The organism is Polaromonas sp. P1_F9, from assembly GCF_056405615.1.
The window spans coordinates 585998-606808 of the sequence record NZ_JBFUBT010000001.1; the positions used below are offsets into that span (position 1 = coordinate 585998).

General features: G+C 60.7%; 23 protein-coding genes. 8 read left to right on the top strand and 15 right to left on the bottom strand.

Translation table 11 applies throughout. The annotated features are described in order from the left end of the window. Positions 1-11: 11 nt before the first annotated feature. Positions 12-3494 (bottom strand): DNA polymerase III subunit alpha, encoded by a 3483-nt coding sequence (gene dnaE / locus AC1DYR_RS02685; protein WP_477703712.1) that lies wholly within the window; start codon positions 3492-3494, stop codon positions 12-14. Positions 3495-3580: 86 nt separating this feature from the next. Between dnaE and AC1DYR_RS02690 the strand changes: the two genes are divergently transcribed. Together AC1DYR_RS02690 and egtB are read left to right on the top strand one after the other, a co-directional pair. Then, on the top strand, positions 3581-4387 hold the full coding sequence (locus AC1DYR_RS02690; protein WP_477703713.1) for a sulfurtransferase: 807 nt from the start codon (positions 3581-3583) through the stop codon (positions 4385-4387). Positions 4388-4507: 120 nt separating this feature from the next. Continuing rightward, the gene (gene egtB, locus AC1DYR_RS02695; RefSeq protein WP_477703714.1) at positions 4508-5851 is read left to right on the top strand and encodes an ergothioneine biosynthesis protein EgtB; all 1344 of its coding nucleotides are present in this window, start codon (positions 4508-4510) and stop codon (positions 5849-5851) included. Positions 5852-5865: 14 nt separating this feature from the next. Here egtB and AC1DYR_RS02700 read toward each other — a convergent pair whose 3' ends face one another. The 6 genes from AC1DYR_RS02700 to AC1DYR_RS02725 all read right to left on the bottom strand — a co-directional run bounded on the left by AC1DYR_RS02700 (position 5866) and on the right by AC1DYR_RS02725 (position 9814). Next, a complete protein-coding gene (locus AC1DYR_RS02700; protein WP_477703715.1) occupies positions 5866-6561 on the bottom strand; it encodes a DUF599 domain-containing protein in 696 nt (231 codons plus the stop codon). A 48-nt stretch (positions 6562-6609) separates the two neighbouring features. After that, entirely contained in the window at positions 6610-7494 is an 885-nt protein-coding gene (locus AC1DYR_RS02705) for a pirin family protein (protein WP_477703716.1), read from the bottom strand. Continuing rightward, entirely contained in the window at positions 7491-7898 is a 408-nt protein-coding gene (locus AC1DYR_RS02710) for an OsmC family protein (RefSeq protein WP_477703717.1), read from the bottom strand. Before AC1DYR_RS02710 ends, AC1DYR_RS02705 begins: the two co-directional genes overlap by 4 nt. 40 nt (positions 7899-7938) lie before the next feature. Then, positions 7939-8493 (bottom strand): flavodoxin family protein, encoded by a 555-nt coding sequence (locus AC1DYR_RS02715; RefSeq protein WP_477703718.1) that lies wholly within the window; start codon positions 8491-8493, stop codon positions 7939-7941. Between the two features lie 96 nt (positions 8494-8589). Beyond that, positions 8590-8985 (bottom strand): DoxX family protein, encoded by a 396-nt coding sequence (locus AC1DYR_RS02720; protein WP_477703719.1) that lies wholly within the window; start codon positions 8983-8985, stop codon positions 8590-8592. A 127-nt stretch (positions 8986-9112) separates the two neighbouring features. Continuing rightward, positions 9113-9814 carry a pirin family protein gene (locus AC1DYR_RS02725; protein ID WP_477703720.1) on the bottom strand — a complete coding sequence of 234 codons (702 nt, stop codon included), beginning with the start codon at positions 9812-9814 and terminating at the stop codon, positions 9113-9115. A gap of 124 nt (positions 9815-9938) precedes the next feature. Between AC1DYR_RS02725 and AC1DYR_RS02730 the strand changes: the two genes are divergently transcribed. The 5 genes from AC1DYR_RS02730 to AC1DYR_RS02750 all read left to right on the top strand — a co-directional run bounded on the left by AC1DYR_RS02730 (position 9939) and on the right by AC1DYR_RS02750 (position 14792). Continuing rightward, a complete protein-coding gene (locus AC1DYR_RS02730; protein ID WP_477703721.1) occupies positions 9939-10886 on the top strand; it encodes a LysR family transcriptional regulator in 948 nt (315 codons plus the stop codon). Positions 10887-11065: 179 nt separating this feature from the next. Next, positions 11066-12139 carry an NAD(P)/FAD-dependent oxidoreductase gene (locus tag AC1DYR_RS02735; RefSeq protein WP_477703722.1) on the top strand — a complete coding sequence of 358 codons (1074 nt, stop codon included), beginning with the start codon at positions 11066-11068 and terminating at the stop codon, positions 12137-12139. Further along, positions 12136-13116 (top strand): tRNA glutamyl-Q(34) synthetase GluQRS, encoded by a 981-nt coding sequence (gene gluQRS, locus AC1DYR_RS02740; protein ID WP_477704122.1) that lies wholly within the window; start codon positions 12136-12138, stop codon positions 13114-13116. Before AC1DYR_RS02735 ends, gluQRS begins: the two co-directional genes overlap by 4 nt. 17 nt (positions 13117-13133) lie before the next feature. Next, a complete protein-coding gene (trmB, locus tag AC1DYR_RS02745) occupies positions 13134-13853 on the top strand; it encodes a tRNA (guanosine(46)-N7)-methyltransferase TrmB (RefSeq protein ID WP_477704123.1) in 720 nt (239 codons plus the stop codon). Positions 13854-13904: 51 nt separating this feature from the next. Then, on the top strand, positions 13905-14792 hold the full coding sequence (locus tag AC1DYR_RS02750) for an RluA family pseudouridine synthase (protein WP_477703723.1): 888 nt from the start codon (positions 13905-13907) through the stop codon (positions 14790-14792). 60 nt (positions 14793-14852) lie between these two features. Here AC1DYR_RS02750 and AC1DYR_RS02755 read toward each other — a convergent pair whose 3' ends face one another. The 3 genes from AC1DYR_RS02755 to AC1DYR_RS02765 form a co-directional block, all read right to left on the bottom strand. Further along, the gene (locus AC1DYR_RS02755; protein ID WP_477703724.1) at positions 14853-15431 is read right to left on the bottom strand and encodes a class I SAM-dependent methyltransferase; all 579 of its coding nucleotides are present in this window, start codon (positions 15429-15431) and stop codon (positions 14853-14855) included. A gap of 122 nt (positions 15432-15553) precedes the next feature. Beyond that, positions 15554-16267, bottom strand: coding sequence for a hypothetical protein (locus AC1DYR_RS02760; RefSeq protein WP_477703725.1), 714 nt, complete (start codon positions 16265-16267; stop codon positions 15554-15556). A 118-nt stretch (positions 16268-16385) separates the two neighbouring features. Beyond that, positions 16386-16577, bottom strand: a complete 192-nt coding sequence (locus AC1DYR_RS02765; protein WP_477703726.1) for a hypothetical protein — start codon at positions 16575-16577, stop codon at positions 16386-16388. 359 nt (positions 16578-16936) lie between these two features. Between AC1DYR_RS02765 and AC1DYR_RS02770 the strand changes: the two genes are divergently transcribed. After that, a complete protein-coding gene (locus AC1DYR_RS02770; RefSeq protein ID WP_477703727.1) occupies positions 16937-17125 on the top strand; it encodes a hypothetical protein in 189 nt (62 codons plus the stop codon). Between the two features lie 75 nt (positions 17126-17200). On the opposite strand, the gene AC1DYR_RS02775 is transcribed toward AC1DYR_RS02770, so the two are convergent. From AC1DYR_RS02775 to AC1DYR_RS02795, 5 genes are all read right to left on the bottom strand, one after another. After that, positions 17201-17578, bottom strand: coding sequence for a hypothetical protein (locus AC1DYR_RS02775; RefSeq protein WP_477703728.1), 378 nt, complete (start codon positions 17576-17578; stop codon positions 17201-17203). A gap of 155 nt (positions 17579-17733) precedes the next feature. Beyond that, positions 17734-18057 carry a hypothetical protein gene (locus AC1DYR_RS02780; protein ID WP_477703729.1) on the bottom strand — a complete coding sequence of 108 codons (324 nt, stop codon included), beginning with the start codon at positions 18055-18057 and terminating at the stop codon, positions 17734-17736. A 91-nt stretch (positions 18058-18148) separates the two neighbouring features. After that, positions 18149-18613: a hypothetical protein gene (locus AC1DYR_RS02785; protein WP_477703730.1), complete on the bottom strand. Its 465-nt coding sequence runs from the start codon at positions 18611-18613 to the stop codon at positions 18149-18151. Positions 18614-18937: 324 nt separating this feature from the next. Continuing rightward, the gene (locus AC1DYR_RS02790) at positions 18938-20059 is read right to left on the bottom strand and encodes a transglutaminase-like domain-containing protein (RefSeq protein ID WP_477703731.1); all 1122 of its coding nucleotides are present in this window, start codon (positions 20057-20059) and stop codon (positions 18938-18940) included. A gap of 122 nt (positions 20060-20181) precedes the next feature. After that, positions 20182-20727 (bottom strand): TlpA disulfide reductase family protein, encoded by a 546-nt coding sequence (locus AC1DYR_RS02795; RefSeq protein WP_477703732.1) that lies wholly within the window; start codon positions 20725-20727, stop codon positions 20182-20184. Positions 20728-20811 lie beyond the last annotated feature (84 nt).

Genomic DNA, 20811 nt, shown 5'->3' on the forward strand with positions numbered 1-20811 from the left:
AGAGGCCTGTTTCACTCATAAACAATCTGCACCAGCCCCTTGTCGGCCTGCGCCATCCAGCTGGCCAGCGCGGCATCGGTCGGGAAGAATTTGGCCGCCTCACCCAGATGAAGCTCCGCGGCCACGCCGCCCGCCTCCCCTTGGCGCCTGAGGCTCAATCGCACCGGCAAGCCGCGGCTGAGCTCTCCCTGGTCTGACATCTCGCGGCGCGGCGGGAAGTCCCTGACCAGCCGGGAGATATCCGGCGCCGTGCCGTTGACCGCAACGCGCAGGTACTTGCCGAATTTGCAGCGGGCAGTTTCCAGGTCCCAGACCTGCGTGACCTTGAAGCGGCGGCCGAAGCGCTCCGACGCGCCCTGCAGCGTGCCCTGCACGATGACCAGTTCGTCGTCCTTGAGCAGGTTACGGTTGGCGTTGAAGGTCGTTTCGTCCACCGAGGCTTCGAGCACGTCCGTCTTGTCGTCGAGCTTGAAAATGATCAGCTTGCCGCGGTTGCCGTTGATAACGCGCAGGTCACTCAGAATGGCAGCCAGAAGCTGAGGTTCGCGCGAATCGATCAGGTCCTCGATCTTGCGCTTGGCAAACTGCCGCACTTCGGTTTCGACCTCGTCAAACAGGTGCCCTGAGAGGTAAAAGCCGATCGCCGTTTTTTCCAGTACCAGCCGCGCCTTCACACCGAAAGGCATGGCCTCGACCAGCGCCGGCTCCTGGGTGCTGGCCGCGTGCGAGTCGGACATGTCGAACAGCCCGCCCTGATTGGCATTGGCTTCGGTCGCGGCGGCGAATTCAAAAGCGCGGTCCACCGACGCCAGCAGCGACGCGCGGTTGAGTTGCAGGTTGTCGAAGGCACCGCCCTTGATGAGGGCTTCCACCGTGCGCTTGTTGAGCCGGCTGCGGTCCACGCGCACGCAAAAGTCATAAAGCGAGGTAAAGGGGCCGCCTTCCTTGCGCGCCGCCACGATGGCGGCAATCGCCTGCTGGCCCGTGCCCTTGACGGCGCCCAGGCCGTAGCGCACGGAAGTGGCACTGATCGGCTCGAAGCGGTAGTCGCCGCGGTTGATGTCGGGCGATTCGAACTGGATGCCCATCTTCTGCGCGTCACCGAACAGGATCTTGAGCTTGTCGGTGTCGTCCATTTCCACCGTCATGTTGGCGGCGAAGAATTCGGCGGTGTAGTGCACCTTCAGCCAGGCTGTGTGATAGGCCAGCAGTGCATAAGCGGCGGAGTGCGACTTGTTGAAGCCGTAGCCCGCGAATTTCTCCATCAGGTCGAAAACCTCGTCGGCTTTCTCCTCGCTGAGGCCGCCCTCACCCGCACCCTTGCGGAAGATCTCGCGCTGGGCGTCCATCTCTTCTTTTTTCTTCTTGCCCATGGCGCGGCGCAGCAAGTCGGCGCCGCCCAGCGAATAGCCGCCCAGGATCTGCGCGGTCTGCATCACCTGCTCCTGGTAGACCATGATGCCGTAGGTCTCTTCGAGGATGGCCTTGACGCGCGGGTCCGGGTATTCGGGCACTTCCTTGCCCTGCTTGCGCGCGATGTAGGTCGGGATCAGCTCCATCGGCCCCGGCCGGTAGAGCGCGTTCATCGCAATCAGGTCTTCGAGGCGGTCCGGCTTGGCGTCTTTCAGCATGCGCTGCATGCCGATACTTTCAAACTGGAACACGGCTTCGGTCTGCCCCCTGCCGAACAGCTCGTAGACCTTTCGGTCGTTGAGCGGCAGGTCTTCAAACTTGAAGTCTTTTTGCGCCGGGTGGCGCGCGATGATGAACTCCCGGGCGATTTCCAGGATGGTCAGCGTGGCCAGTCCCAAAAAGTCGAACTTGACCAGGCCGATCGCTTCCACGTCGTCCTTGTCGAACTGGCTCACGGCGGAATCGCTGCCAGGCTGGGCATAGAGCGGGCAAAAATCGGTCAACTTGCTCGGAGCGATCAGCACGCCACCGGCATGCATGCCGACGTTGCGGGTCAGGCCCTCGAGCTTTTGCGCGAGCGCCAGCAGGGTTTGCACGTCCTCTTCCTTGCGCTCGCGCTCGGCCAGGATGGGCTCCTGCTCCTTGGCTTGTTCAATCGTGATGTGCTGGCCCGGCTTGTTCGGAATCAGCTTGGAAATGCCGTCGCAAAAGCCATACGGGAAGTCGAGCACGCGGCCCACGTCGCGGATGGCGGCGCGCGCGGCCATGGTGCCGAAGGTCACGATCTGGCTCACGGCTTCCTTGCCGTATTTGTCTTTCACGTAGTCAATCACGCGGTCGCGGTTGCTCTGGCAAAAGTCGATGTCGAAGTCGGGCATGGAAACCCGTTCCGGATTCAGGAAGCGCTCGAACAGCAGGTTGTACTGCAGCGGGTCCAGGTCGGTGATCTTGAGCGAATACGCCACCAGCGAACCGGCGCCGGAGCCCCGGCCTGGGCCCACCGGGCAGCCGTTGTTCTTGGCCCAGTTGATGAAGTCACCCACGATCAGGAAGTAGCCGGGAAAACCCATCTTGAGGATGGTGTTGATCTCGAACTCCAGGCGCTTCACATACTCGGGCCGCTTCTGGTCGCGCACGGCCACGTCGCGGTACAGGTGCGCCAGGCGCTCTTCCAGCCCTTCAAACGACGCGTGGCGGAAGTATTCGTTGATCGGCATGCGCACGCCATTGACTTCCGGCGTCGGGTAGTCGGGCAGCATGGGTTTTCCCAGCTCCAGCGTGAGGTTGCAGCGCCGGGCGATTTCCACGGTGTTGGCCAGCGCAGTGGGCACATCGGCAAAAAGCGCCGCCATCTGCGCGGCCGACTTGAAGTACTGTTCCCGCGTGAACTTGCGCACGCGGCGCGTATTACCCAGTATTTCGCCTTCCGAAATACACACACGGGCCTCATGTGCCTCGTAATCGTCGTAAGTCAGAAACTGCACCGGATGGGTGGCCACCACCGGCAGCTTGAGCCGCGCGGCCAGCTGGACGGCGGCCGCCACATGGCGTTCGTCATCGGGACGCTGGGCGCGTTGCAGTTCGAGGTAAAAACGGTGCGGGAAGAGGCCCGCAAAGTACAGCGCACATTCCACGGCGCGTGCGCTGTCGCCCTGCAGCAGCGCCTGGCCCACGGCCCCGCCCTGCGCGCCCGACAGTGCAATCAGGCCTTCATTGAGTTCCTGCAGCCATTCGAGCTTGACCACGGCTTGGTCACGCACCACGTTTTTAGTCCAGGCCCGCGTGAGGATCTCGGACAGGTTCAGGTAACCCTGACGGTTTTGCACCAGCAGCAGCAGGCGCGCGGCCGGCGCCCCGGCGTCCTTGCCCGGCACCTGCACCCACACATCGGCCCCAATGAGGGGTTTGACGCCTGCGCCCCGGGTTTCCTTGTAAAACTTGACCGTCCCGAACAGATTGCTGAGGTCTGTGATGGCCAGGGCCGGCTGGTGGTCGGCAGCCGCAGCGGCCACAACTTCATCGATGCGGTTGGTGCCGTCGACGACTGAAAATTCGGTGTGAAGGCGCAAATGAACAAACATAAAGGTCATTTTAGGGCCGAGGCTGTCCGCTGAGGCGCCGTGACGCAGTGCAAGGCCCTGCATGCTTGCCTACAATCGACCGGATCATGCAAATCCTGAACATTGCGGCCTATAAATTCGTCAGGCTGGCGCTGCCCGCGATGCTGCAGGGCAGCATCGAACAGGCGCTCCAGCAACGCGCGATCAAAGGCACCGTATTGCTGGCAGAAGAGGGAATCAACCTCTTCCTGGCGGGCCCCGCGGCAGATATTCATGATTTTTTGGCATGGCTGAAACAGGATGCCCGCTTCAGCGACCTGCAAGCCAAGGAAAGCTGGTCAAGTGCCCAGCCGTTTCGCAAGCTGCTGGTCAAGGTCAAGCCGGAAATCATCCGCATGAACCACCCCGCCATCCAGCCAGCCGCCGGGCGCGCGCCGGCCGTGGATGCCGCCACGCTCAAACGCTGGCTTGACGCGGGCTGCGACGACACGGGCCGCCCGGTGGTGACGCTGGACACCCGCAATGACTTTGAGGCCGATGTCGGCACCTTCAAAAACGCCATCGACTGGCGCATCAGCAAGTTCACCGAGTTTCCGCAAGCCCTGCTGGCACACCGGCAAGAACTCGCGGGCAAGACCGTCGTGAGCTTTTGCACCGGCGGCATCCGCTGCGAAAAAGCAGCCATCTTCATGCGCGAAGCCGGGGTGGAAAACGTCTGGCAGCTCGATGGCGGCATCCTCAAGTATTTTGAGGAAAGCGGACGCGCGCATTTTGACGGTGAATGTTTTGTGTTTGACGAGCGGCGCGCGCTGGACCCTGAGCTGAAACCCCAGGTCAATCCGGTGGCCAAACCCCTTTCAAGGCCCGCACCTCTGGCCGTCCCCACAGCATTCGGGGCCTTGTCTGACAGCTGAAGGCCGGGTGCCGTGCGAAGCTTTTAAGCCGCTCATCGCTATCACACCGAACTTCACCGTTTCCCTTTTGTGCAGGTCATGGGTCAGCCCCCTGTCGCGCCCATCCATACGGTAGCCATCATGCCTACAGAACCATCACTCTCCCGCTCCCACGCCCTCCAGACGCGGCAGTCTCCGCTGGCCGTGCGGTTTATGGCCATCAGGGCGCAAACCGAAGCCCTGATCAAACCCCTGAGCCCCGAAGACTGCCAGCTCCAGTCCATGCCGGACGCCAGCCCTGCCAAATGGCATCTGGCTCACCTGACCTGGTTCTTCGAGACTTTCATCCTCGAGCGGTTTGAATCCGGCTTCAAGCCGTTTGATCCAGGCTTCAGGGTGCTGTTCAACAGCTACTACAACGGCGTAGGCGACAAGTACCCGCGGCCCAAACGCGGACTGATCAGCCGCCCCTCTCTCGACGAAGTGCTGGCCTACCGTGCACAGGTCGACCAGCGCATGCTGGAAGTGATCGCACAGGTGGAAGCCGGCACCGACGCCGTGCAGCAAAAAGAGCTGGTCAGCCTGGTCACGCTTGGCCTGCACCATGAGCAACAGCATCAGGAACTGCTGCTGACGGACATCAAGCATGCACTGTCTTTCAATCCGGCACGTCCCGCCTATGCCAGCCGCTGGCCGCTGGCGGGCATACACCCACAGCCGGTGAACTGGGTGCACCACGACGCAGGTCTGGTGGAACACGGCTTTGATGCGGGACGCGACGGTGAATTTGCCTTCGACAACGAAACGCCCCGCCACAAGGTGTATGTGGCGGCCTTCGAACTGGCCAGCCGGCCCGCCACCAACGGCGAATTCATGGCCTTCATCGCCGACAGGGGCTATCAGCGCCCGGAGTTGTGGCTTTCCATGGGCTGGGATTGGGTGACTGAGAACGGCGTCAGCCTGCCCTTTTACTGGCAGGGCAGCGATGGGAATTACCAGCACTTCACGCTGCAAGGGCTGATTGATGTAGACCCGAACACGCCGGCCTGCCACCTCAGCTACTTTGAAGCCGATGCCTTTGCGCGCTGGGCCGGTGCACGCCTGCCGACAGAGTTTGAATGGGAGCTGGCAGCGCGCAGCGTGGCAGCCAGCCCCATGCCGCAAGGCAACTTTGTGGAAAAGACGGCATACCACCCCCTGCCGCAGCAGGAGGAAAGCCACGGCCTGCCGGCCCAGATGTACGGCGACGTCTGGGAATGGACACAGTCGAACTACAACCCCTACCCCGGCTACAGGCCCTGGGAAGGCCTGGTGGGCGAGTACAACGGCAAGTTCATGTGCAACCAGTTTGTGCTGCGCGGCGGCTCGTGTGCCACGCCGCAAAGCCACATACGCGCCAGCTACCGCAACTTTTTCCCGCCCGATGCCCGCTGGCAGTTCAGCGGCCTGCGCCTGGCGCGTGACCTGCCCGATGGCCGGCCCTGAGAAGCACTGTCAGGCTATTCGCGCAACACGTCCAGCACGTCCGAGTTGAACTCGCGGTTGTACAAAATCAGCACCACCACGGCAGTGGCCAGCGCAAACGCAAAGGTGGAAAAAAACCAGGCCATGATGGCAAAGCTGAAGTAGTAGCCACGCAGGCCGTCGTTGAAGGTTTCAGCAGCAAGGGCCACCATGCGACTGGCGCGTGTGGCAAAGACTTCGCGGTCAAATTTACCGACCTCAAACTCCTGCGGTGAAGGCATGGAGCCAATCAGCAAGGCGACAAAGGTGTACTGGCGCATCGACCAGCTGAAACGGAAAAAGGCGTAGACAAAGACACCCACCATCATCAGCACCTTGAGGTCGAAAATCAGTACCGAGGTGCGCACGGCAAACGGGATTTCGCGCACCAGCTCGGCCGCCTTGTCGGTGGTGCCCAGCAGCGCGAACAACCCGCCGATGATGATGATGGTGGTGGACGAAAAGAACGCCGGCGTGCTGGAGAGGTTCTGCGTGATGATGCCGTCGATCACACGCGGGTCGCGTGACGTGGCCTGCATCAGCCAGTGGTGCCGGTAACGGTTGGTGGTGCGCAGCAGCGAAGACCGTTTTACACCATAGTGCCGGGCAAACCAGGCATAGCCCATCCAGCCGCCAAAGAACCAGGCAATGGCCATCCAGTCGGACCAGGGAAGCAGGCTGAAAATTTGCATCGCGTGATCTTAAATGCTGCGCTTTCTCTCGAGACCTTTTGCCGAATCTCAGTTCGCAGTGAACTTCCGCTCGGGCAACGGGATGAATTCGGTTTCCCCGGGCACCTGCCCCATGGCCTGGGCGGCCCAGTCCTCACCGGCCTGCACGATGCGCTCCTTGCGGCTGGAAACAAAGTTCCACCACATGAAGCGGTGCGCATCCAGTGCGTCGCCACCGATCACCACCAGGCGCGTCGGGGTGTTTGCAGTGAGCTGCACCGCAGCGCCGGGCAAGAGGGTCGCGAGGGTGTGCATTGCCAGCGGCTCGCCGTCCAGCAGCAAGTCGCCATCCACCGCATACAGCGCCATCTGCGCTGCCAGCGGCGGCAACGTGAAAGGCGTGCCTGCCGCCAGCGCCACATCCAGGTAAAGGGTTTTGGAGAAAGTCTTGACGGGCGAGACTTTTCCAAATGCCTCACCGACCAGGACGCGCACCACCGCGCCGTCCACGGATACCTCTGGGATGCTATCCGCAGGCGTGTGTGAAAAGCCGGGCGCTGTTTCTTCAAACTCTGCTGGCAAGGCAGCCCACAGCTGCAGGCCATGGTTCACATATGAGGTGTCACGCAGGTCGTCGGGCGCGCGCTCCGAGTGCACAATGCCCCGCCCTGCCGTCATCCAGTTGATGGCACCGGGTTCTATGCGCTGGGCAGAGCCGATGCTGTCGCGGTGCATCATGGCGCCTTCGAACAGATAGGTCACGGTGGCCAGGCCGATATGCGGATGCGGCCGCACGTCATGGTTGGTACCGGATTGTTCGGTCACCGGGCCGAAGTGGTCAAAGAAAATGAAAGGGCCGACAGACTGCTGCTGCGCAGAAGGCAGCAGGCGGCGCACCATGAATCCGCCGCCCAGGTCCTTGTGATGCCCGGCCAGTTTCAGTGCAGCGCTCATGTCAGCCGTTCCACGTCCGTCGTGATTTCCGTCGTCACGGTGCTCATGAGCTTGTGCACCGGGCATTTCTGGGCAACGGTGTGCAATTCCTGCAGTTGGGCGTCCGTCAAGGCACCCCTGATCTGGAGCTTGGTCGCAAGTTTGTAGACGCCCGCGCGCTCCTGGGAGTCGTCCCGCTCAACCTGCGTTTTTATCTCGTCGACGGGGATGCCCTTCTTGCGGGCGTACCACATCACCGTCACGGCCTTGCACGCGCCCAGCGCCGCGTCATACAGGTCATGGGGTGAGGGGCCGGCATCGTCACCGCCTTCTGCCAGCGTAGCGTCGGTAATCAGCTCGTGGCTGCGGATCTGCAGATGCTGGGCCAGCTCCGCCGGAGGGTTGCGCCTGAGTTCAACGGTCATGACAATTCCTGTAAAAAGAAAGCTGGTTTAGACAGCCGATTTAGGGAGCGAATCTCGCGGCGATACCGGCCACGCGCTGCCCGAAGTTGCGGGCGTTGTCCAGGTCGCCCGCGTTCATTTCGCCGGCACCTGCATCCGATGGCGATTGTGCGACAGCGCCGCTGTAAGACCCGAGGTAGTTGGCGTCGCTGCGCACCGCCGCCTTGCTGTTGCTGGGCAACACGCCCTGGCTGACCCAGATGCCGCCATGCTGCATGGCCAAAGTAAAGAGGTAATTCAGCGTCGACATCTTGTCACCGCCCATGGCTGCGCTGTTGGTGAAGCCGGCAAACAGCTTGTCCTTCCAGGCCTGGGTGTACCAGGGTTTGGACGAAGCATCGGCAAACTTCTTGAACTGCCAGCTGACGCTGCCCATGTAGGTGGGTGATCCCATGATGATGGCTGTGGCGGCATCAAGGGTTTCCCAGCCGCCTTCGGGCAGGTTGCCCTCGGCATCAATAGCCACCAGTTCAGCGCCCGCGCCCTCGGCGACTGATTGCGCCATGCGTTGGGTATGGCCGTAGCCGGAGTGGTAAATCACGACAACTTTGGACATTCGGTATCTTTCGCGGCAGAGGGTTGAAATCTAAAGCAGGCAAACAAAAAGGCTGCAGCAGGGCTTCATGCCCAAAGCTGCAGCCCTGTTGATGGATCAGCCCTTGGTCTTGCCGTCTACGCTCCAGGCGCCGCCACCGAAAGCCGCGACGGTGAACAGGCCGCCGACGATGGCCATGTTCTTGAAGAACATCATTTGTTGCGTGGGGTCGGTCCAGAACGCGTGAAAGATGCAGGTGATGACGACCGTGAAGACGCCAATGGCCAGCGCCGCCCAGCGCGTCTGGAAGCCCACGGCCAAAAGGACGCCCAGGCCGAGCTCTACCACGATGGCAATGGCGGCTGCGACTTCAGGCAGCGGCACGCCCTTGGACGAGATGTAGCCAACCGTGCCTGCAAAGCCGGCAATCTTGGAAAAACCGGCAGGTACAAACAACAGGGCCAGCAGCAGGCGGCCGATCAGGGACAGAGGGTTTTGCAGGGAATTGAGCATGATGAGTCCTTATAAATAAAAGTAAACGGGGAAATGATGGAGGAAAAAAACACTCTGGGCAAGCACCATGCGACTGTACGCAGTCGGCACCTGACCTGGGTGATGGGTTACAGCATGTGACCGGTCGTTACGGTGCCAGGTCAAACACCAGCACCTCGGCGTCCTCGCCGTGGCCCAGTTGCAGTGTGCCTTCTGCCTGCAGCGCAGCAGCGTCGCCGGCCTTCAGCACCTGGCCGTTGACTTCAAGCTGTCCGCGAATCAGGAACACATAGGTTTTTCGCTTTGCGTCGAGTGCCAGCGTGGCGGTTTCCGCGCCGTTGAAGAGGCCTGCATAGAGCCTGGCATCGGCATGGATCAGCACCGAGCCCTGGCTGCCGTCGGGCGAAGCCACCAGCCGCAACGTGCCGCGCTTTTCAGCATCGGCAAATGTTTTTTGCTCGTAGCTGGGCGGAATGCCGGTCACATTGGGCTCGATCCAGATCTGCAGGAAATGCGTGGTCTGGCCGTCTGCGTGGTTGAACTCGCTGTGCTGTACACCAGTGCCCGCGCTCATGCGCTGCACATCACCGGGCGGAATGCCCTTGATGTTGCCGATGCTGTCCTTGTGCGCCAGCTCACCGCTCAGCACATAGCTGATGATTTCCATGTCCTTGTGGCCATGGGTGCCGAAGCCGCGGCCGGCGGCAATGCGGTCTTCGTTGATGACGCGCAGGTTGCCAAAACCCATGTGGGCCGGGTCGTAATAGCCGGCGAACGAAAAGGAATGAAAAGATTTGAGCCAGCCGTGGTCGGCGTAACCGCGTTCGCCGGATGTTCTTAAAGTCATCATGAGGTGCTCCTTTCAAGGTGCGTTGAACTGCGTTGCAATGACTCCAATGTAGGCGCGGGCACCCCGCTTTTCATTGCTGCATTTTGATGGCATCATTCAAATTATTTGAATGATATTTCCCTCAATGAGCAATAACCGGATTCGCGACGCCCTGACCCCGGAGAGCCTCAGCCTGATTGGCGCCGTGCACCGGGCCGGCAGCATGGCGGCTGCGGCACGCGAGCTGGGCCTGGTTCCCAGCGCCCTTACCTACCGCATCCGCCAGGTGGAAGACGCCCTCGACGTACTGCTGTTTGACCGGTCATCACGCCAGGCCAAACTGACCGAGGCCGGCAAGGAACTGCTGCGTGAAGGCAACCGCCTGCTGGCCGAACTCGACGCCGTAGCCAACCGCGTCAAACGCGTCGCCACCGGCTGGGAGCCCCAACTCACGCTGGCTGTGGACAGCGTGATCTCGCGCACCACCGTGATGGAGCTGTGCGAGGCTTTTTTTGCCCTGAACCCGCCCACACGCCTGCGGATTCGCGAAGAAGCGTTGTCGGGCACGCTGGAAGCGCTTACCTCGGGCCAGGCAGACCTGGCCATCGGGGTGGCCATGGAACCGTCCGTCAACACGTCGGTGCAACACAAGACACTGGGCAGCATTCATTTCATCTACGCAGTGGCGCCGCACCATCCGCTGGCAAAAGCTGCTGAACCGATAACGGATGCGATGTTGATGCCCCACCGGGCCGTGGCCGTGGCGGATTCCGTGCAGCGTGGCCGCGGCATCACCGTGGGCCTGCTCGGCGGTCAGGATATTTTTACGGTGCCCGGCATGCAGGAAAAATTACAGGCCCAGCTGCGGGGCCTGGGTGGCGGATTCTTGCCTGAATACCTTGCACGCCCCCATGTCGCCACCGGCAGGCTGGTCGAGAAAAAAATGCAGCGTTCCCCACGCCTGGTACCCATGAGTTACGCATGGTTGCGCTCCGTTGATGGGCATGGCGGGCGCGCGCTGCAGTGGTGGCTCAAGCGGCTGGAGAATCCCGCCACGCGAAAAGCCCTGCTGGAGCGTGATCAGTCTGCATGAAAACCCGTAGTGGCACGCAATAAATGCGCATGCGCCGCGGCTGCGTGTAGAGTGTGCTTGAAACAGGTTCTTGAAGTTTTCGTTTATGGTTGAGATGTGATGACATACGCCGGGACGTCGCAAATCGCTTGAACGATCCGTAGCACGCCCATTCGTCAAACCGCACAAAGTACAAAGACATGACAAAAAAATCCATCCGCTCCCCTGAATCCGCGGCTCCGCGCCGCATTGCCGTCATAGGCGCGGGCATTGCAGGCATTGCCTGCGCCCGCACCCTGGTGCAGGCGGGCCACCGCGTCACGGTGTTTGAAAAAAGCCGTAGCGCTGGCGGCCGGATGGCCACACGCGAAAGCGAATTCGGCGGTTTTGACCACGGCACGCAATATTTCACCGTGCGGGATGCGCGTTTTGAGAAGGCCCTGGCCACCGCCACAGGGCTGGTCCGGCCCTGGAGCGCCAACACCGTGCGCATCCTCGACGAACTCGGCCGTGTCGTGGCCTCGGCGCTGCCGCCCAAGGAAGCCCACTGGGTCGCCTCACCCGGCATGAACGCACTGGTGCGGCTGTGGGCCCAGCCCCTCGATGCTGCCGGCCAGCTCGCGCTGGAAACCGAAGTCATGCGGATCGAACCCGACAAGCTGCACGCCAGCCAGTGGCAATTGCAAACCGAAGGACCCGGCGCAGACAGCCGCGTCCATTCGGGCTTTGACACCGTCATTCTGGCGGTGCCGTCTTCGCAGGCGCAGGCCCTGTTGCTCAGCTCGCAACAGGCAAAGCCCCTGGTGGCTGAGTTGTCAGAGGTCAGCGTTGCCCCCTGCTGGACGCTGATGCTGGCTTTTCCGCAGGCGATGCAGCCCACCATGGCGCATCTGGGCCCCCACTGGAATGCAGCGCGCAGCACGCACCACCGCATTGCATGGCTGGCGCGGGAATCGTCCAAGCCCGGACGCAGCCCGATCGAACGCTGGACCGTGCAGGCTAGCCCGGAATGGTCGGAACGCCACCTGGAAGACGATGCCGAGCGCGTCAAGGCCAAGCTGCTGAAGGCTTTCACTGAAGTCACCGGCATCCGCGCCCAGCCGCCGCATGCGGCCGTGCACCGCTGGCGCTATGCCCAGACGCAGCAGCCGCTGGGCAAAACACACGCCTGGGACGCCAAATCGCGCATTGGCGCCTGCGGCGACTGGTGCCTGGGCCACCGCGTCGAAGACGGCTTTGTCTCGGGCCTTGAAATGGCCCTGTCCGTGATCTGAACACGGCCTACCGGGGCCGGTTTGCCCCCTCTCCCACAGGCCCGTTGCACGCGGGCTCGCTGGTAGCGGCCTTGGCCAGCTGGCTGGATGCCCGGGCGCACCAGGGCCACTGGCTGGTACGCATCGAAGATGTCGATACCCCGCGCTGCGTGCCTGGCGCAGACCGCGTCATTCTTGAACAGCTCGCCTGTTGCGGCCTGGTGCCCGATGAAGCGCCGGTTTACCAGTCACAACGCGGCGCCCTGTACCAGAACGCCCTGGATTCACTGGTCACCCGGGGACTGGCCTACCCCTGCGCCTGCACACGGCAAGACATTGCGCGGGCGCTGGCCGCGTCCGGGCAGCCACGCGAACGCCATGGCGAACTGGTGTACCCCGGCACCTGCCGCAACGGGCTGCACGGCCGTGCTGCGCGTGCATGGCGGTTTTTGACCCCAAATTATGTACAAAATAGTGCTCTAGCCCAATCAGAACATGCGCGAGCGGCTATCAATTTAATAGCAGCCGATACCACGCCAGCGGCTCCCGCACAAGCCGAAGTCCGATGGGACGACCGCCGCCTGGGCACGCAGATGCAAAACGTCAGCCGCGAGGTCGGCGACTTTGTCCTGAAACGGGCGGACGGCCTCTGGGCCTACCAGCTCGCCGTGGTGGTGGACGATGCAGCCCAGGGCATCACCGACATCGTGCGCGGTGAGGACCTTGCCGACAATACCGCGCGGCAAATCCTGCTGCAGCGCGCGCTCGGCTTGCCGCTGCCGCGCTATTTGCACACGCCGCTGGTGCTGGGCGCCAACGGCGAGAAGCTGTCCAAACAGAACAGTGCCCAGCCGCTGGACACCTCCCAACCGCTGGCGCTGTTGGCCCAGGCGGGCCAAACGCTGGGGCTGGAAGTAGAGCGTATAGCCAACGCAGAGACACCCGCCGCCTGGCTTCAGCAGGCCATACCGCTCTGGGCGACTAAAATTACCGGGTGATTGAAACCCTTCCCCCTGTGCCGCCTGCCGTATCCGAAGGCGCGCCCGCCGAAACCCACCCGCCCCACAACATCCGCAGCTTTGTGCGCCGCACCGGCCGCACCACGGCCGGCCAAGCCAAGGCCTTTGCCGACGTGGGCCCGAAGTTTTTGCTGCCGTATGCCGATGCGCCGCTGGATTTTGAAAAAACCTTTGGGCGCAGCGCCCCCACCATCCTCGAAATAGGATTCGGCATGGGCGAGGCCACGGCGCATATTGCCGCGCTGATGCCCGAAAAGAACTTCATTTGCTGCGAAGTGCACACGCCCGGCGTAGGCGCCCTGCTCAAGCGCATTGACGAACAGAAGCTGTCCAACATCCGCATCCTGCAGCACGATGCCGTCGAGGTGATTGACGACATGCTCCCCCGCGCCAGCCTTGATGGCGCGCACATCTTTTTCCCCGACCCCTGGCACAAGAAAAAACACAACAAGCGCCGGCTGATCCAGCCACCGCTGATCACCAAGCTGGCCGCCCGCCTCAAGCCCGGCGGCTACCTGCACTGCGCCACCGACTGGCAGCCTTATGCCGAGCAGATCCTTGAAGTACTGAGCGCCGAGCCACTACTCAAAAACACTGCAGACAGCAGCGCCGGCGGCTATGCGCCCAAGCCAGCCTACCGCCCGCTGACCAAATTTGAAAACCGCGGCATCAAGCTGGGGCACGGCGTGTGGGACGTCGTGTTTGTGCGTGCCTGATCTTGCGGTTGTGCGGGTGTGAGCAAAACACCCAAACTAGGACTGCACGGCATGCCCACGCGGGCTGGCATCAGCCCCAGCTGCGTCGGCCTTCCGGCCGGCAGCTGGCCCAGCATCACTGACTTTCTGGTGGAACGCTTCCCGGCGATATCGCGCGAAGTATGGCTGCAACGCATGCAAGACGGACTGGTGGTCGATGAATTTGGCGAAGCCGTCACCGCCGAACGCCCCTACCGCGGCCACATGCGCGTGTACTACTACCGCGCACTGGACGAAGAACCCCGCATTCCGTTTGAAGAGACCGTGCTGTTCCAGGACGAACACCTTGTCGTGGCCGACAAGCCGCATTTTTTGCCAGTCACACCTTCGGGCCACTACCTGCAGGAGACGCTGCTGGTACGCCTGAAAAACCGGCTCGGCATCGACGGCCTGGTGCCCATCCACCGCATTGACCGCGAAACCGCGGGCCTCGTGCTGTTCTCAATCAACCCGGCCGAGCGCGATGCCTACCAGTCACTGTTTCGCCGGCATGAGGTCACCAAGCACTACGAAGCCGTGGCCCCATGGCGTAGCGACATCAGCTTTCCCCTCACGCGCAAAAGCCGCATCATCGAAGACGAGCCATTTTTTCGGCAGCGTGAAATAGAGGGCCAGCCCAACAGCGAAACGCTGATCGATGTGCTCGATGTGAAGGGTGACAAAGCACTGTATGCACTCAGCCCCGTGACAGGCAAGAAGCACCAGCTGCGCGTGCACATGAACGCGCTAGGCCTGCCGCTGCTCAATGACCGCATGTACCCGCCGGTGGAAGTGACGCCCGACGACGATTACCTTTACCCGCTGCAGCTGCTGGCCAAATCCATTGCCTTCATGGACCCGGTAACGGGCGAGCAACGACGCTTTGAAAGCCGGCTGGCGCTGCGGGACCTGCGGCCTTGATCAGGCCTTGGGATATGTCGCCCCTGGCGCCAGGCTGAAGGCGGTCTGCTGGAGGATGGGTCAGGCGCCGCGTCGGACCACGACCTCCCACAATGCTTTCTCGCGAACATACTTGTTGGTCGTCTGGTGCTCCCTGGACAAGACCTGCCATCCGGTTGCGAACAGTTCGTCGACGCCCCGCTCATCAAAGAACCTCTTGGCCTGGCCGTCAACAAGGTAGTAGTTTGGCTCAATGGCAGGGTACCCGGCGGCTCCAAAGTTCTTGTCCTCAACCGAGTTCAGTCGGCACAAGAGCAGCCCACCCGGCGTGAGCGTCTGCCTGATCCGGCTCACAAGTTCCAGGGTTTCTTGCCATGGAAAGTAGTGCAGGGTGAGGCTTGCCACAACGGCACCCGCTTCGCCGGGGCGGAGGGGAAACGGATCCCTGATGTCCTGGCATGAGATGCGTGCCTGAGGTGCCCGGAGCCTCGCAGCGGCGACAGAAGTGGCGGAAAGATCGAAGGCGAGAACGGAAAGGCCGGCACCAACCAAGGTGGAGGTGTCTGCGCCTGTCCCACAGCCGATCTCAAACACCGGCAGTGAGCCAACGGACTCCTGGAGCATCGGAAGCCATCGGCCAAGCCACGGGTCGTGAAGCATGTGTTCCTTGATTCCTAACGTTTGAGGTGAACGGTTAACGCAGGCAGTCCGCTGGAATGATGGGGTAGGTTTTTCATGGCGTGCGAAAAGCGCAATTGACTTACATCCACCGGTCGTGCCGCCTAATGCGCCTTTTTTATTTGCTGAGCAGCGAGTTGCGCCGTCCTCTTGATTCCATCTCGATACGCCTCAATCAGCTCTGTCGCTCTATTGAGGGCATCCTCGAACGATGCGAACGTGTAATTCGCGTTGGCGGTGATCTCGTCATCCGAATTCTTATTGGCGTCTGCGCCATAACTGATGGATTGCGAATAGATCGAATTCTCTGTCTTTATGTCTACGAGTTCAAACGAGACATTCAGTCTGGGGGCGAACGTCGTCTTTAGTCGACTGGAATAAAGTCCCATATTCGATATGGTCACTGTCAGTATGCTGTCCGCAGTGACTACGCTATTTTTGTAGTCAATCGACGTTGGGTCGTCCTTTTCATACTTGATTCCATCTCCCGGTATGGCGCTTTGGTTGGCCTCCCTCAAAGCACTCAAGGTGGCAGATGCAAGTTCCTCTTGTACGTTGAAGGCCTGCTTTTCCAGCGTCGCCTTAAGTTCGTTGATTCGATTCTTTTCAACCCCCTTCTTCACGAAGAAGGCCGGGCCGGGAAAGATGATATCCAGGCCGTTTGGCGCATTTTCAATTGAAAACTTCTCTACCGGCTGAACGGAGGCTACGGCGATAACTTTTTCACCGGGAGTCAAACTCGTCTCAGCTGCACATAGTTGCAATGGAAGAATCGAGATAAAGAATAGCGCGATAGTTGTTCGAGTCAAGTGGATCATGTCGTGGGCAGAGCGTTTAAAAATTTAATGAAGCCTGACATTGGAGTTGGCCGGCACGCAGTGGCAATGCGCCGCGACGTTTTCCGTATCGAGCGACCCGTTAGACCGTGGAACCTTGCTAAGGACGTCGCCGGACAAAGAGCCTCCATGCGGTGTATCCGGCGAGTAGCAAGCAAGTGGCGAACATTGCGACAAAGCCATAACCCGACACGATGCCCGGCGCCAGCCACTCGACCAAGCCCACGAGGGCAAGAAACCATACAAGCCCCATCGCGAAGAGCGCGCCAATGAAATGAATGGCTTTGGACATGGGCAGCTGTTCTTACGCGACCTGACGTTTGGCATGAGCCGCAGTCACAAGCGGACCAAGCCCGCTTGTGACTGCGCATTCGACGGTAGGGTCAGGCGTCATTTCTGGCGGCCAACTCGCTCGACTCTTCCTGGCGTCGTGGCAAGAAACTGATACGACGACTTCCGAAAAGGCGGCATGTTCTCCGTAGCCACAACCGTGAGAACGACACCCTTGCCCGGCTTCGGCTGGAGCGTTACGTCGAGCAAGGTGGTTCCTTCCGCTACGGGTAACAAGGGCGTTGCGGTGGAAACAACCTCAAAGTTCCCTCCGCGCGAGGACGGCGCTGCGACCCATTCAACTCGAAGCCTTGACCAAACATGTTCCCATCCCTCCTGAACAACCACGGCACGGTATGTCCCTTCACGCGATCCGTTCTTCCAGTACCCAGCCGTTTGGACCTGGACGACTTCGGGCGGCAAAGCGCCTTCGGGTGCGGCGTGCGTTGCAACGGCGGCAAGGGCTATTCCAACGAGAAGGAGTGCAGTGCGTGGGTTCATGACGCCTAACGTCGACGTTGTACGGCGGCCAGCATACGCCGCGCAACGGCATTTTGCTGCTGCATTTCCGTGACAAACAACCTGTTAAAACTCGTCGCGCCTGACACTGCGAGACTCTTTTCTTGGATCATGCTCTGTGACCCGCCCATACGCTTTGGCGGAATACATACGACCATTGTCATCGACGATCTCAACGACACAACCGAAAGGTTGCCCTCTTCCAAAGATCATATGCCGCTTCAAGTCGTCTTCCGATACCGAAAAGTCAATATGAACCCTCGCCGCAACAGCCCATGACGGCGACAGTTGTTGCGTTGCCAATTGCTTGCCCAATTGCTTTCTGTATCGATCTGCTACGAGTCCAATTGTATTTTCGGGGAGAGGTTGATCGCTTGCCGCCAGCAATTCAATTAGGAGCTCCGTCGCACCTGAGACATTTGCGTACCTAAGGAGCTTTCCCATGGCCCAATAGCCATCAGCATCGTTATTTCTGCTTGCAAAAGATGTCGCGAGACCACACGCAACTCCCTTCAGAGATCTTCGCCGCACCATTGTCTTTGTAGAGTTTGAACGTTTGAATTCAGCGGCCGCCAAAGGCGGCCCGCTGGAATGATGGGTTAAACCGCACGCTTGAAAGCAAGCATAGCAACTGCTGCCACTAGAGACAGCTTTGAAAGCAACGGGAGGTATACCGAAAGAACGTGACCCAAAGGAGCTTCGTCATATTCGACGAAGACCATTGCGCGCCAGATTTCTGCAGGACGGCCAACGCCGACCGGCAAAAAGAATAAGTTCCAGAGCAAACCGCTGAGGCCAGCTATAGCGAAGCAAGCACCAGCAAGCCATGAGTGACGAAGCCATACAAACACGGCTAGAGCAAGCCATAAAAGCGGCAAGCCCCAGAGCGATAGCTTCGTGAGTTGATGTGCGATGGAGTCCATGAGGTCTAACGTCGAAGCTGCCCGGCACGCAGCATGCGCCGCGAAGCGGCATTCTGCAGCTGCGTGTCCGTGCCGAGCGAAATGTTAAGTCTCATATACCCCGCGCCTCAAATTCGTCAACCAAGGCGTACCACTTCTCGAGCTCTTCCCTTCGCTGCGCATTTCCTTCCAAGACATCCACTTGGTGACGCGCCAAGTAGAACTCATTTTCCCCTCGTATCCGTCCGCGCGCCTTGATTTTCTCCAGCCGCGCTTCCTCCTTAGCAGAGAATTCAGGGTAATGGATAGCGATCGCACGGTCGAGCGCCTTTGCAGCATGCGCCCGCATCGCAGGTGGTAACGATTTCAACAGCATGGGTGTCTCTCGCAAGCCCTGTTCCATGCCTGTTGCAAGCGCGGACCTCGGGTGTTCCCCGGTAGGCTCAGCGTAAATCGGTCGAGCTTTTTTCCAGCTCTCGCATAGCTGCAAGGTACGCTCATCTTCTACGGTCGCGAGTTCGCTGTGCAGATCGTCATAGAGTGCGACCAACTTCGAGAGCTTGTCAGTGCGTGCCATATATGAGACTTAACGTAATGTATGCCGCAAAACCTGCGATATAACCTGGCGCTTGCAATCTAATCTGGACATCTAAAACCCCTGTAAGCCGCTTGCATGCTGGGTTTCAAGCCCACACACAGTAAATTTATACAGTTATAAAAATTCCGTGAAACCCCGCAAATTTTCCGTCCAGTTTCACCCAGCTTTTTGCGTTAAGCAAGTTGACGACATGATCCAAACGATGAAAGCGCTCTGAGCAAGCCGTCCTTAAAACCGCCGGCTCCGCAGTCCCATTGTTTCCTGCATCATCAGCCTTTTTTAGGCCGCACGCCGCAGGGACACTTAAGCCCTGACCTCTTTTGCAGTGATTTGATACTTGAAATCATCCGGTGCGTAGGAGTCAAAACGGCCAGCCGCGTTTTCAGCCACGGGGTACATGAAGAAGCCGAGCTTCTCGCCGCTGGCCTTGGGCAGCGCAACGTCGTGCGCGGTGTTGTAGGCCATCCAGTTGCCTTCCCAGCCGCCAAACAGCGCCTTGTTCACGGGCGCCACCACCGGGTTGGCGGTGGTCTTGATCCACTCGGCCGTTTCCAGGCGCATGACCTTGGCCACGTCGGCCGGATCCATCGCCACCCAGCCGTAGCCCTTGAGGTAAACCTCGGAGCGGCAATGTTGCGCGCCCTTCAGGCTGGCGGGGTTGCCCGAGAGTTCCTTGTAGCCGAAGGCCGAAGGCACCAGGCGAATGCCGTACACGTCACGTGCCGGCAGGCCCACGGAGCGGCACAGGCCCACAAACAGCGCATTCAGGTCAGCGCACTTGCCACCCAGGTTGCCGGTTTCCAGCATGGTCTTGATGTCGCCTTCGCCGCAGCCGCGCACCTTGGGTTCGCGGTAGGTGTTGGCCACAATCCAGTCGTAGAGTTTTTGCGCCTTTTCCACATCCGTCTTGGCACCCTGAGTGGCGGCCACTGCTGTCTTGCGCACAATGCCGTCGGTCGGGATGAGGACTGTGGGACGCGTGAAGTAACGCAGCGTGTCGGCGCTTCCGGCTGGGGCGGTTTTCTGTGACCAGTCCATCGCACGGCCTTGTGTCTGCACGCGGCTGGTCAGCTCCACGTAGGGCTTTGTTTCAGTGGCCGCAAACTCCACATAAAGCATCTTCGCGCCGTCCTGGCCGTCCTGCATGAGCTTGGCGGTGCCGTTGCTGGAGAAACCATTTTCCAGCGAGTGCTGGTAGTCGCTGTTGACCGAGGGAATCGGCAGCCACACCTTGGTCACGCCTTGCGGTTTGAGGATGTCAACGCGCGTGGTCACATCAAAGGTGCGCCAGGCGCCGCTTTGGGGTGCGAAATTGCTGCGGCTGGGCGCGGCGGCGGGTGTCTGGGCAAAGTTGATGGTGGGCAATGCAGCGGCTACGGCAGCTGCCGCGGTATTTTTCAGAAAGGCTCGGCGTACGGTGGTCATCAAAAAGATCTCCGGGTGGGGTGAGGGCGACGTGCACCGCGGCAGGTAAAGATGCTGCAGGATGTCTGGGCCGCAATTATCGCCTCTGCCTTGCCCCGCCCCCCCCGCCACTGGCAGCCACCTCAAGGTTTGAGTAGCCCGGCAATCAACTTTTCGGCGGCGGGGCTGGTCCAGTCGACCTCGCCTGTCACGCGCTGGCGCGGCCAGCCGCTGCGGTCAATCATCAAGGTTGTCGGGAAAACCTTCACGCCCCAGCCCCGGGCGACTTTGCCATCCAGGTCCAGCAGCACCGGCAGCGTCACGCCGGTGGTTTTGGCGAACTGCAGCGCACGCGCTGCCGGCTCCTTGAAGTTGATGGCCAGCACCAACAGTTTGTCGTCGCCGTAGAGGTCGGCAATCTGCTGCAGCGTCGGCATTTCAGCGCGGCAGGGTTCGCACCAGCTGGCCCAGAAATTCAGCAGCACGGCACGGCCGCGCAAATCGGCCGGGCGCCAGGTCTTGCCGGTGGTGTCCACCAGCGAGAACGCTGCCAATGGGCCCGCCCAGGGAGCCAACTCGTAGGCCGGGCCGGTCAGCCCCTGCGACATTGCGGGAAGCGCGGCGACACCTGAGCCGGCGGCGATTGTCTGCTGCAGGAAATGGCGGCGGGAAATAAACGGGGTCGGCATGGGCCCAGGTGTTGGTACGCAGGTTGAGGGTAAATGGGGCGGACGACTTCTATCGCTGCAAGAACAGGCACTGCCTGCATTTTA